Annotated in this window: 9 protein-coding genes; 1 reads left to right on the forward strand and 8 read right to left on the reverse strand. The window is 34.1% G+C overall.

What is annotated here, in order from left to right; all coding sequences use genetic code 11:
• Positions 1-478 precede the first annotated feature (478 nt).
• The 3 genes from JOOMADRAFT_RS00680 to JOOMADRAFT_RS00690 form a co-directional block, all read right to left on the reverse strand.
• The gene (locus JOOMADRAFT_RS00680; protein ID WP_008610676.1) at positions 479-1,384 is read right to left on the reverse strand and encodes a geranylgeranylglycerol-phosphate geranylgeranyltransferase; all 906 of its coding nucleotides are present in this window, start codon (positions 1,382-1,384) and stop codon (positions 479-481) included.
• Positions 1,385-1,397: 13 nt separating this feature from the next.
• The gene (locus JOOMADRAFT_RS00685) at positions 1,398-2,336 is read right to left on the reverse strand and encodes a mevalonate kinase family protein (protein WP_008610677.1); all 939 of its coding nucleotides are present in this window, start codon (positions 2,334-2,336) and stop codon (positions 1,398-1,400) included.
• Positions 2,337-2,553: 217 nt separating this feature from the next.
• Positions 2,554-3,645, reverse strand: coding sequence for a diphosphomevalonate/mevalonate 3,5-bisphosphate decarboxylase family protein (locus tag JOOMADRAFT_RS00690; protein WP_008610679.1), 1,092 nt, complete (start codon positions 3,643-3,645; stop codon positions 2,554-2,556).
• A 506-nt stretch (positions 3,646-4,151) separates the two neighbouring features.
• Here JOOMADRAFT_RS00690 and JOOMADRAFT_RS00695 point away from each other — a divergent pair.
• A complete protein-coding gene (locus JOOMADRAFT_RS00695; RefSeq protein WP_008610680.1) occupies positions 4,152-4,625 on the forward strand; it encodes a TspO/MBR family protein in 474 nt (157 codons plus the stop codon).
• Here JOOMADRAFT_RS00695 and JOOMADRAFT_RS00700 read toward each other — a convergent pair.
• The 5 genes from JOOMADRAFT_RS00700 to JOOMADRAFT_RS00720 all read right to left on the reverse strand — a co-directional run bounded on the left by JOOMADRAFT_RS00700 (position 4,622) and on the right by JOOMADRAFT_RS00720 (position 13,097).
• Positions 4,622-5,878, reverse strand: a complete 1,257-nt coding sequence (locus tag JOOMADRAFT_RS00700; protein ID WP_008610681.1) for a BaiN/RdsA family NAD(P)/FAD-dependent oxidoreductase — start codon at positions 5,876-5,878, stop codon at positions 4,622-4,624. The genes JOOMADRAFT_RS00695 and JOOMADRAFT_RS00700 overlap by 4 nt on opposite strands.
• 247 nt (positions 5,879-6,125) lie before the next feature.
• Positions 6,126-6,878 (reverse strand): glycerophosphodiester phosphodiesterase, encoded by a 753-nt coding sequence (locus JOOMADRAFT_RS00705; RefSeq protein WP_050989630.1) that lies wholly within the window; start codon positions 6,876-6,878, stop codon positions 6,126-6,128.
• A gap of 160 nt (positions 6,879-7,038) precedes the next feature.
• Complete coding sequence (locus tag JOOMADRAFT_RS00710) at positions 7,039-8,829, reverse strand: alpha-amylase family glycosyl hydrolase (protein ID WP_008610683.1); 1,791 nt, start codon at positions 8,827-8,829, stop codon at positions 7,039-7,041.
• Positions 8,830-8,905: 76 nt separating this feature from the next.
• Positions 8,906-10,750 (reverse strand): glycoside hydrolase family 13 protein, encoded by a 1,845-nt coding sequence (locus tag JOOMADRAFT_RS00715; protein ID WP_008610692.1) that lies wholly within the window; start codon positions 10,748-10,750, stop codon positions 8,906-8,908.
• A 235-nt stretch (positions 10,751-10,985) separates the two neighbouring features.
• Positions 10,986-13,097, reverse strand: a complete 2,112-nt coding sequence (locus JOOMADRAFT_RS00720; protein WP_008610695.1) for a glycoside hydrolase family 97 protein — start codon at positions 13,095-13,097, stop codon at positions 10,986-10,988.
• Positions 13,098-13,190: the final 93 nt, after the last annotated feature.

A 13,190-nucleotide genomic window follows, 5' to 3' on the forward strand; every position in this document is an offset into this window, starting at 1 on the left:
TGATTATTTGTTAGCTCTAATTCCAATCCAAATACCAATGACTTCATGCTTTTCATTTCTTTTGCTCGCCCAAAAGAAACGAAACAAAGAAAAAGGCGCCTTAACCAATGAATTTGTTCGACAACGAGGTCGAAAAAACGTAACCTAAACTCTGTGTTGCTGTACTCCTGATCTCAGAGCTTTCGATCACTATTCTACGGATAAGGATTTTAGCTGCGCTAGCCATCAACGCTGTTTTTAACTAGAGCATTTAGTCTTTGCTCTTTTTTATAGCGAAACAGACTTGAGTTTTTACTCGGACATTAGAATTGGAAACTAAACCACTCTGTACCCATAGGTATAGAGGTTAATAACAGGCTGGAACTCTATTTCCCACAAATACACAAATGCTTCTTTTATTCCCAATAAACGTCCTCCGAAAAAAGAGAATAATATAGCTGTGGATATGTAACTGAAATTTACAGAGCCTCATAAAAAATTACATAATTCTATTTAATACCAAGTCAATATCTATTAATAAAATACTTAGCACCCCAGAAACAATGATAAACTTTAAAATATTGTGCAGTACCAAATAGTGAATTTTTGTTGTGGAGCGCCACAGAAAAAATATAAATACAACCATAAGCAACATACAGGCATAAAAGAAAATATACATATATCCAACTGCAAAAGTTGTAACTAAAAGATAAGCCGGAATTAAAGTTAATAAACTCAAACAACTTATCAATATTTTTGACATCCGCTCTCCATAAACAACTGGTATTGTTTGATAATTATGTGCAATATCTCCTTTTATATTTTCTAAATCTTTTACCATTTCTCTTATCAGAATAATAAGAAATAAGAAAATTGCGTGTACGAAAATTACATGTTGGAAGTTTTTATAATAGACAAAAACTGCAAAAAATGGAGTAATTGCTAGCGTTGCAGAAACGAAATTCCCAATAAAAGGAATTTTCTTCAGTTTATGTGAATATAACCATATCCCAAAAATGTAAAGTGAGAAAAAAACTACTGCTCGGAACGACACATAGCTAGCAAAAATAACCGATATAAAATTCAGTATAAAATAAGTTGATAATTTGAATCGCTGACTTACCAATCTATCTAACATTGTTTTTGTAGGACGATTAATTAAATCTTTCTCAACATCATAAAAACTATTAATTATATATCCTGAGGCAATTGCAATAGCTGAAGCAACTACAATAGCGAATAAATTGGGATCGAATAAAATTTTCCGAACAGGAATATTAGGCGCCAAAATATAAATAGAAGTAAGGTATTGTGCAATAACAATAACCAACACATTATAGCCACGCACTACCGAAAAGAGGCTCAATAACTTTAAAAATAATAGCTTTTGCCCCCGATTAAACATAAGGAATGAGTTTTTAGAAGTTATAAACTACCTCCAATTTATGTCCTGCTAAAGCTTTCCTTGCTTTTTCAATATCTTGAGTGAATCCTAAAATGTACCCACCACCACCAGAACCGCAAAGTTTAAGATAATAATCGTTGGTATCTATTCCTTGCTTCCAAAGCTTATGAAATTGAGCAGGAATCATTGGTTTAAAATTATTCAAAACAGTATTAGAAAGGTTTTTAAGATTTCCAAAAAGCGATTTTACATCTCCCTTTAAGAAGTCGTCCACACAAGCATCTGTTTGCTTGATAAACTGGTCTTTCAACATATTTCTAAAACCTTCCTGCTTCATGTTCTCCATAAATATTTGCACCATAGGAGCAGTTTCCCCAGTAGTTCCACTATCCAATAAAAACACAGCTCCTTTTCCATCAATTGTTTGGGAAGGAATGCCAGTTGGTTCTATATTATCTTTAGAATTAATTAAAATTGGCAGACTCAAATAGCTGTTTAAGGGATCTAAACCAGAAGATTTTCCATGGAAGAAAGACTCCATCTCACCAAAAATCTTTTTAAGTTTTAATAATTTATCTCTAGTTAAATTCTCTAATACAGTAATCTTATTTGTAGCATATTTATCGTAAATAGCAGCTACCAATGCTCCACTACTTCCTACCCCATAACCCTGTGGAATGCTACTATCAAAATACATTCCGCCAGCAACATCTTTATTTAATTTCTCTAAATCAAAAGTTACCAATTCAGGTTGTGAAGCCTCAAGCTCTGCTAAATAAATCGAAAATCGTTGAAGACTTTCATTAGATTTTTTTGCTTCCGCAGATAAATCATCACTTACTTTTAGTGCTCCATTATAGAAATTGTATGGTATAGACAACCCTTTGGAGTCTTTAATGATTCCATATTCTCCAAAGAGGAGTATTTTCGAGTAAAATAAAGGTCCTTTCATGTGTTTATTTTTTACCGTTTTTTAACGGTCACATGGAACATCCAAATAATCCTTTTACTATATGTCTAAAATTAGACATGGATGTTTCATATTCTAATACTAATGGATACTAATTAATAATTTCAATATTTTCTCCGCCAAGTATTTATAAATATAAACAATTTCAGCGGTAAAGGCAAAGTTCATTTATTATATAATGTGCTGCTTCAATAAATTATCAACTATCAATCGAGTAAGCTCCAAAACCAATTTGGTCGCAAATATACTGCTCGTTTTTACAATATGCAACGAGTTCATTTTTAATAAACTTCAAAACCTCCTCTTTTTCACTTTCTGGATATAACACATGTACATTTGCTCCTGCATCCAGCGTAAAACACACATTGGATCCAGTTGCTTTTCGAAACTCCCATATTTTATCAATAATTGCCAAGGTGTTTGGTTTCATCAAAATAAAATAAGGAATAGAGGTCATCATCATAGCATGGAGGGTTAAAGCCTCACTCTCCACTACTTCTATAAACCCTTTTATATTGCCCGTTTTAAATATTTCTATAAGCTTTGAAATATTTTTATGTGCTTGCTCAAAACGACGCTCTGCAAACGGATGACCCTCCATCAAGCTATGTCCTACGGTACTACTAACCTTTTTTTCTCCTACATCTACTAATAAAATAGTGTCTTGATAATTATTGAAAACATTGGCTACGTCTCCATCATACTTTACTCCAAATAAATCGGTGCTATTTGTTATTTGTTGATGCGCACCCCAGCCAACTAAAGGCCCTTCTATACTTCTACAAGCACTTCCTGAACCTAAGCGTGCCAAAAAAGACGCCTTTTCAGTAAAAAATGTAGTTGTAGTTTCAGGAACCAATTGCTTCTCCATACTCATTAAACACAAGGCTATTGCACTCATTCCACTTGCAGAAGATGCAATCCCACTACTATGAGGAAAAGAATTATGTGTTTCTATTTTAAAATGATAATCGGTTAAAAAAGGTAGATATTTCTCTATTCGCTTAAAGAAAGTTTCTATTTTAGGCGCAAAATCCAATTTTAATTCTCCATCTAAATACACCTCAAAACTAAAAGTATCTGTACTATTATTAGCTCTTTTTGTGTAGGACAACGTTGTCTTTGTATGGCAATTATTAAGCGTAAAACTGATAGAAGGATTTGCAGGAATTTGATGTTCCAACTTCCCCCAGTATTTTACTAAAGCTATATTACTAGGCGATTGCCAAGTAAAGCTCCCAGTTTCTAATTTGCTTTTATATGGAGATGGAATAAAACTAGCTACCGTCATTTAAAAAAAAGTTTAGGCAAATATAACTCAAAGAAATATCCACCCCTAATTTTTATCGTTCCTATAAAACTAAAGACCATAAAATAGGCTATCAATTGCAAGTCAACTCCCTCAAGACAAAACGTGAGGCAATAAGAGAAAAATCAAAAAAAAAAAACAAGCGTTAAAAACTGAAACCTCCCTTAATAAGTAAACTACCTCGGAATAAGCTCACGAGGCATTAGAAGAAAAAACTAAAAAAACATTTCGAAGCAAGCTTCGGAGCATTCAAATCTCGATTATCGAGTAAATTACTTTGCACTAAAAATCAATTTGACACGAAATCAAAAATAAATCTTTTATTCCATGCCTAACGGAACTCTTCTATGTTGTGAGAAAGATATATCTGTAAATTATGACAAAAAATTGCGTGAAATAATATAAAAAATAAGTTCATAACAATACTTATAAAACAAATATGAAATTTGAAAAATAAATTGTTATTTTAGTGCATATTTACGAGTGCTATGTCAAAAAAACTTACCAGAATATTAATTGCAGTAGTAGTATGTTTAGTTGTTGGCTTTCTCTCTGGATTTGCCACACAAAGCTCTGTAGACACATGGTATCCCACACTCAATAAGCCCTCTTTCAATCCTCCAAATTGGATTTTTGCCCCTGTATGGACAATCTTATATATTATAATGGGAATTTCCGCTGGAATTGTATGGGCAAGAGGTTTTTATCATTTATGGGTAAAAACAGCGTTGTATCATTTCGGATTTCAACTGTTATTTAATGCTATGTGGAGTATTGTTTTTTTTGGATTTCAAAAACCATTTTGGGCTTTACTCATCATAATAACACTTGTTGTCCTCATTTTACTTACCATTAAATGGTTTAAAGTAGTAAATAGGGTAGCTGCGTATTTGTTAATTCCTTACTTATTATGGGTTTGCTTTGCCACCATCCTAAATTTTAGCATTTGGCAACTTAATTAAGTTACTTCTGTTATTGCTTTAGCAACAATATAAGCACCCGTCCATGCATTTTGGAAATTAAATCCTCCTGTAATGGCGTCAACATTAATAACCTCACCAGCTAGAAACATATTCTTACAAATTTTACTTTCGTAGGTTTTAAAATTAATTTCTTTTAAATCTACTCCTCCAGCAGTTACAAACTCTTCTTTAAATGTACTTTTCCCATTCACATCAAATGTGGCCTCTGTAAGTTCTTGTGATAACTGCTGTAGTTGATTTTTATTAATTTCCGCCCATTTATGCAGATTTGTAATCCCTGAAACCTCTAATATTTTAAACCATAATCGTTTTGGAATCTCAAACGGACGCGTATTAAAAACAAGCTTTTTAGCTTCGGAAGTTTTTAACTCTTTTAAATCTGATAAAACTTCTTCCTGATTATATGTTGGCAACCAGTTTACTTGAATTTTAAACTGATAATTCTGTTCAAATAATTTACGAGCTCCCCATGCTGATAACTTTAAAATAGCAGGGCCACTCATCCCCCAATGCGTTATTAAAAGTGGTCCTTTTGCAGTTGCTTTTTGTCCGTTTTCTAGTTTTATAGGATTATTTTTACGGTCTATTAATTTCACTTCCGCAGGAGATGAGAGTCCCATTAACCCATTAATTCGTATATCTTTGATGTTAAAAGTAAATAAAGACGGAACTGGAGATACAATTGTATGTCCAAGTGCTGCCAACTGATTCCATATTTTAGGGTTACTCCCAGTGCTGATTACAATTTTTTTTGTCTGAAAAATACCTTGTGAAGTTTCAATCTCCCATGAAGAATTTTCGGACGATAACTCTTTTATATTCTTAACTCCACAGCTGGTATTTACTTTTATACCTAACCGCTCTGTTTCTGCTAAAAAACAATCGATAATAGTTTGTGAAGAATCACTTTCTGGAAACATGCGCCCGTCTTCTTCAATTTTCAAAGCAACCCCTCTGCCTTCAAAAAAAGCAACCGTATCCCCGCTACAAAATGTATGAAAAGGACCTCTAAGTTCTTTCTCCCCTCTAGGATATGATTTTACTAATTCATTGGGAACAAATTCAGCATGCGTAACATTACAACGTCCGCCACCAGAAACTTTAACCTTGGTGAGTACTTCCTTTCCTCGCTCTAAAATAACTACTTTTAATTGCGGATTATGGGTTGCAATTTGTATGGCCGAAAAAAAACCAGCAGCCCCACCTCCTACAATTATCACATCGAATATCATGGCGCAAAGATACAGTTATTTTGAGTTTAATAGTTGATAGTTGAATGTATAAAAATTGATGAATTATAGGAAACAAGAATAAAGATGCTTCTCTGTTCTCTTATCTCCCGCATACTTTGTACTGAATACTTAATTCTGCTAACTGCTACTGAAAACTGTACACTACTCTTCAGACTCCCGATTATTTATTCCCGCATAAAGCATACTTTGTACTTTGTACTCCGTACTCTATACTAAATACCGCCTATTATTCACTAATTCGTTCAGGAAAATCGGTTATAATCCCATCAACTTTAAAAGATTTCATTTTAGAAATATCGACTGGCTCGTTAACCGTCCACGGATATACTTTAAAATTTTTAGCATGCATTTTCGCTACATTCTCAGCGTTTAAGCTTTTATATGAAGGGTGAATAGCAACAGCATTTAGCTTTTCACCTTCTGCTATTGCATCATCAATTTTTTTACTGACTAAAATTCCAATTGGCATTTCTGGGTTTAAGCGATGTGTTTCTTCTAGCTCTTCCCATTTAAAGCTCGAAATGATAAAATCGGAGTTTTCCCATCCTTTTTCAGTTATGTACTGCTGAAGAATTTTATGGACAGGAACTGCTGTATTTGATCCTTTTAATTCTATATTGAGCACTACTCTTTTATCAATCAAATCCAAAACCTCTTTTAAAGTTGGAATTTTCACTCCTCCTTCTAAAGACAACGTATCTAAAGTTAACTTTGTATAATTCTCTATAGAACCTGTAGCTTCTGTTAAACGGTCTACTGTATCGTCATGAAAAACAACTATAGAACCATCTGCAATTTTAAAAACATCTATCTCTATGGCGTCGGCTCCAAGAGCTATTCCTTTTTCTATGGAAGGTAAACTGTTTTCAACCACATGCCCTCGGGCACCTCTATGTCCAATAATAATGGGTTCTTGCATCTGACTATAACTTTGAAAAAACACTAACAGTGCTCCTAAAACAACTACTTTTTTTATCATTTTTATACAAATAAACATATCTTGAATAATTGATTTTTAAATATTTATATGATTACAAAAAAATCACTCTCTCTTAAAAGCTGCTGCTTTATTCATTTTCCTTTGTGAAGGTAATTATTTTAGTTATAATTAATCCTTCCATGAGGGTTTCATATAAAATTTAGAGCTTAAAAATAAATGATTCTAAAGGAGCCAACGATACATTTATAAAACCTTCACCATTTCTTAATATTAGCTTGTTATTTTGTTGATATAACAAGTCCTCTAATTCATAGGTATTTTCCGATAACCCCCATTGAGAAATGATATCTTGAGGAATTCTAAGTTCAAACTGATGCGAAACTTCTGCATCAAAATTAGTAACCACAATTAGCTTTTCTTCCTTAGAGAATCTAACAAAAGAAAAAACACGGTGGTTATAATTTTTGGTATGTTCTTTATTATAATAATGAATTTCTCGACTCTCCCCAGTAAGGGCATCATTACTTATGGCAATATTCAATAAGCGCTTGTAAAAGTTACGCAACGATTTTTCTTCTTCGGTTGATTGTCCGCCATCAAATTTTCCGTTATTCATCCATCTTTGGTGGGCTGGAACTCCAATATAGTCAAAAATTGAAGTCCTACTTGGATCGCCAAAACCAGCATCCTCAGCGCCAGGCTCCCCCAATTCTTGTCCAAAATAAATCATTAACGGAGACGTTCCAATTGTTGCTAAAACCGTCATTGCAGGTTTTGCAGTATTAGCATTTCCAACAAACTCAGGACTCGCAATACGCTGTTCGTCATGGTTTTCAAGGAAATATAGCATATGAGATTCGATATCATCATACTTATTCCGAACAACTGGAATATGGTCTGTCCAGCCATAGCCTTTCATAATATGCTTCAACGAATCGTACATATCAACCTTATCATACAGATAATCCATTTTCCCTAAACGAATGTAATCTCGATATAAATCAGGATTGTACACTTCCGCCATTAAAAAGGCATCTGGATTTTTCATTTTGATTGCAGAATTCATATAACTCCAAAACTCTACGGGCACCATTTCTGCCATATCATAACGGAATCCATCAACCCCAAAATCAAGCCAATACAAGGCAATATCTTTAAACTTTACCCAAGAGGAGGGCACCTCTTTTCCTTGCCAGAATTCAAAGTGTTTTTTATAGGACTCGCTATCAAAATTTTCTGGTAACGTATCAAAATCTCTATGTCCTTCTGGAGATACTCCATAATTTACTTTTACCGTTTCATACCAATCGTTTTGATCTGGCTTAGAAGCTCTAGACCCATTTCCTGTCCATTTAGCAGGATTTTCATCAAATTCTCCATCAATTAAAGCATTTACTTCTCCTCCAAGTGGCAAATATCCATCTCTCCAATCTGGAAGAGAAAAAGCTTCGTTTGGCGAATAATAAAAGTTATTATTTTTATGATAAACAACCGAGGTATCATCAGAAGCTCCAAAACTTTCTACACCTTCTGGATTGCTAATTCCCTCGTAATCTCGAGCCACATGATTGGGAACAATATCAATAATTACTTTTAAATTCTTGTGGTGAGTACGCTCAATAAGCTCCTTAAATTCTGTTAACCTATTTGCGGGATTGGTTGCTAAATCAGGATTTACATTGTAATAATCTTTTACCGCATAAGGAGAGCCTGCACGCCCTTTTACCACCTCTGGGTCGTCATTAGAAATTCCATACTCCGTATAATCATTCACTAAAGCATGATGCGGAACTCCAGTATACCAAATATGCGTTATTCCTAAATCTTTAATTTCCTGCAAAGCTTTATCGGTAAAATCGGCAAATTTACCAACTCCGTTTTCCTCAATAGTCCCCCATGGTTTATTGTTGGTATTAGTATTTCCAAACAAGCGTGTAAACACTTGATAAATTACAATTTTTGAAGGTTTTACCTCCTTAGTTTCTTCCATTGTTTTTGTATTAGAACAAGCAACAACTAAAGATACTAAGATTATAAAAAGGAAGGTGCTTTTTAGTTTTATCATTTTACAAAACTTCAATAATATAACTCGTTTTCCCAGCTATTTCCAGTTTTTCTTCTAAAGAAAAATTCTTTTCAGAAATAATATCTTTCCCTTGTTTAGCCTCTTTTAAATTTTCTTTAAAGCGACTCAAATCTAAGCTACGGTTTTCACTACTATTATTAACAACTACCATTACCGTTTGGTTTTCATTACTTCGAAAATATACATACACTTCATTCTCTGGGAGGTATTGTGTTGTTTTCCCTGAATGAATTACCTTCTTATTTTTTCTCCAATTAAAAAGCTTCGAAGTAAAATTAAAATACTCATTTTGCGTTGCGGTTCGTCCGGAGGATAAAAATGCATTGTTAGAATCTCCTTCCCATCCGCCAGGAAAATCTCTTCGGATATCGCCATCCCCTTTTCCTTTGTCGCCTTTCATTCCTATTTCCGAACCATAATATAATTGTGGAATCCCTCGAACGGTAGCCATTAAGGTCATAACCAATTTATAATCTTCTATATTTTCATAAATTTGATTGATACGTCCTGTGTCGTGATTTTCAGCAAAAACAAGAATATTATCAATATCAGGATATAAAAAATCGTTTACAAAATTTTCATATAACTGAATCGTTCCTTTATCCCACGACGGATTTTCCTCATTAAAAACGCTAGTAACAGCGTCGTGCAACGTAAAATCCATTACACTCGGTAAATGCGTGTTATAATTTTGAATAGCTCCTACTTTACTATCCTTTTGCCAATAGGCAATTTGAGCTTGATCGTGCAGCCAAATTTCTCCTACAATATTAAAATTTGGATACTCATCCATAATAGCTTTAGTCCAAGTTGCAACTCCCTCTTTATCGTTATAAGAATACGTATCCACTCTAAAACCGTCTAAATTGGCATACTCAATCCACCAAATAGCATTTTGAATTAAGTAATTTAACACCAACGGATTTTGCTGATTTAAATCGGGCATCGTTTTTACAAACCACCCATCCATGCACATTTTATAATCAATTTCCGAAGCATTTGGATCCATTTGCGTACTCATTCGGTAATTTGTTTGCGCATACCCAGGAAATTGATGAATCCAATCATAAGTAGGTAAATCTTTAATCATCCAATGCTCCACTCCCCAATGGTTCACCACATAATCCATAATAAGTTTCATTTCTCTTTTATGCAGTTCACTCCCCAATTTTTTATAATCTTCGTTAGTTCCGTAACGGGCATCAATTTTGTAAACATCGCTTTGTGCATAGGTATGATATGAGTATTTGGCATCGTTATCCTCACAAAGTGGCGTACTCCAAATTGCAGTTGCTCCAAGATTTTCTATATAATCTAGGTGTTGAATAATTCCATCAATATCGCCTCCATGACGATCACCTTGCTCTTCTCGGTTTGCTTTTTCTGTTAATGCTGAATTGCTATCGTTAGTAGGGTCTCCATTAGCAAAACGGTCTGGCATTACTAAATAAATCATATCAGAGGAGTCGAAACCTTTTCGATTGGCTGAATTTTCACGTCTCGACTTTAATGCGTACTCTTTACTATCAACAATTTTTTCCCCTTTTTTAAAATTGATCGTATAATTTTTTGCTGAAGCATTTTCAGTTTCAATAGTAACAAACAGATAGTTTGGATTCTCGGTTTTTTTAACCTCTTTGATTTCTAATCCGTCAATTTCTGGCGTTAAAGAAGAAATATTATCTCCATATACCATTAATTGAAGTTCTGTTTTCTGCATTCCACTCCACCAAAATGGTGGCTCAATTTTTTTTATTTGTGCTTGCAGTGAAACACTTAAAAAAACAAATACTATTGTGATAATAAAAGAATATTGATTTTTCATCTGTTACTATTTATTGTTTTTGAATGGTCCGATGGAATGCCCTTGATTATAATATTGGTTGGTTTCCAAATTTGTTAATGGGCAATTCACAAGACTATTTTTAAGTTAATTATTTTATTTACAGCATTTTACATACCCCATAAAGAACGCTACCTCTCAAAACCTTTGCTTTACTCATCTCCTTTTGTAGAGGTAACTATTTTGTTTATTACAAATCCCTAAAATCAGGTACTCTCTATTTTTCTATAATACTAATAGCAAAACCTCCGCCTGGCGCTGAAGTAAGCGTTAACTTTGACGTATTAGTTACTGTTTGTTTTGTAATTTTATATGCCTGCGGATTGGTTTTATAATGAGCATCTTTAGCATCAGCATAAATAATAGCTTCGTATTTTTTTCCTTCCTCTAAAAAATCCAAAGAAATTTTTGTGGTACGAGACTCCAAGCCATTAACATTTCCTACAAACCAGTTATTAGTTCCTTTGGCTTTACGCGCAACGGTAACATATTTTCCAGGCGCTGCTTCTAAGTATTCACTCTCATCCCAATCTACAGCTACGTCTTTTATAAACTGAAAAGCATCTAGAAAACGGTTGTAATTTTCTGGAATATCGGCAGCCATTTGCAACGGACTATACATGGTTACGTACAATGCCAATTGATTGGCAATAGTTGCATTTAAATGCGAGTTGTTGTTCGGATTCATTTTACTGATATCCATTTCGAAAATTCCTGGTGTATAATCCATCGGACCACCAATTAAACGTGTAAAAGGCAATACCGTTACATGGTTTGGTTTTGAACCTCCAAAAGCTTGGTATTCGGTTCCTCTAGCAGATTCGTTTCCTATTAAATTTGGATACGTACGTGCAATTCCTGTTGGACGAACTGCCTCATGCGCATTTATCATAATCTTATAATTGGCTGCTTTTTCTAATGCGTATTGATAATGATTTACAATCCACTGATTGTAATGATTTTCGCCTCTTGGCAAAATATCTCCTACATATCCAGTTTTTACAGAGGTATATCCGTGGTCATTCATAAATTTATAAGCTGCATCCATATGGCGCTCATAGTTTCTAACAGAGCTTGACGTTTCATGGTGCATCATCATTTTAATTCCTTTTGATTTGGCGTATGCATCTATTTCTTCCACATCAAAATCTGGATAGGGCGTTACAAAATCAAACACATAATCTTTAGATTTTCCAAACCAATCTTCCCAACCTACATTCCATCCTTCCACTAAAACAGCATCAAACCCATGCTTTGCAGCAAAGTCGATATATTTTTTTACATTTTCAGTATTGGCGCCATGGGTTCCATTGGGAGTAGCTTTAGAATAATCTGTTTCTCCTAATTTAATAGAAGGAAAATCGTTGGTATATGCCCAAGAACTTTTTCCTGTAATCATTTCCCACCAAACCCCAACATATTTAACTGGCTTAATCCACGAAGTATCATCTATTTTAGAAGGCTCGTTTAGGTTATAAGTCATTTTAGAATTCAGAATATCACGCGCATCGTCACTAGCAATTATGGTTCTCCAAGGCGTATTAAATGGTGCTTGCAAATATCCTTTATCTCCATTTGCATCTGGAGTTAACCACGATTCAAAAACCATGTTTTTATCATCCAAATTAAGATGCATTGTAGAATAATTAATCAGAGCCGCCTCGTGTAAATTAATGTACAATCCGTTATCGGTTTTCATCATTAAAGCGGTTTGTACGCCTGTTGGAGAAAATGGTTGTTGAGAAGCATTTGGAGTAATAGCATCTTCCATTTCTTCACGAATTTCAGACAACTTAGATTCGGTATAATCATACTCCTGCGTATCGTAATCTCCAGGAATCCAAAAAGCAGTATGATCTCCAGCCATTGCAAACTGGGTGTGCTCCTCCTTAATAACAAAGTACACTAAGTTTTCTTGCTGAGGAAATTCATAACGGAAACCTAGTCCGTCATTAAATAAACGAAAACGAATCCTCATTTTTCTAGCAGTTTCTGCTTGTTTTAAGGTTACCGCTAGCTCATTATAATGATTTGTAATTTCTGAAACTTCTCCCCAAACTGGTTTCCAAGTCTCATTAAATGTATTGGTTTGAGTGTCTTGAATAGAAAAATTATTAACCAACGATTTTTCATCATTTTTCAACTCAAAACCAAGTTTACTTTCCTTTATTATTGCTTGTCCTTTATAGGTTAATTTATAAGTTGGCGTTCCGTCTTTCTGCAAAGAAAAATCCATAACGAAATTTCCGTCAGGCGATTTTAATTCTTGTGCAGAGAGACTACTTATCACCATCAAACAAGCGCATATATTTATTAGTATTTTTTTCATATTGTGTTTTTTTAACGTCATGCTGGATTGTGTTAACTAAACTTCGACAAGCTCAGTTTGACAAGATTAGTCTTACAAGCTCAGTTTGACAAT

Source organism: Galbibacter orientalis DSM 19592 (assembly GCF_000260115.1).
GTDB lineage: Bacteria > Bacteroidota > Bacteroidia > Flavobacteriales > Flavobacteriaceae > Galbibacter > Galbibacter orientalis.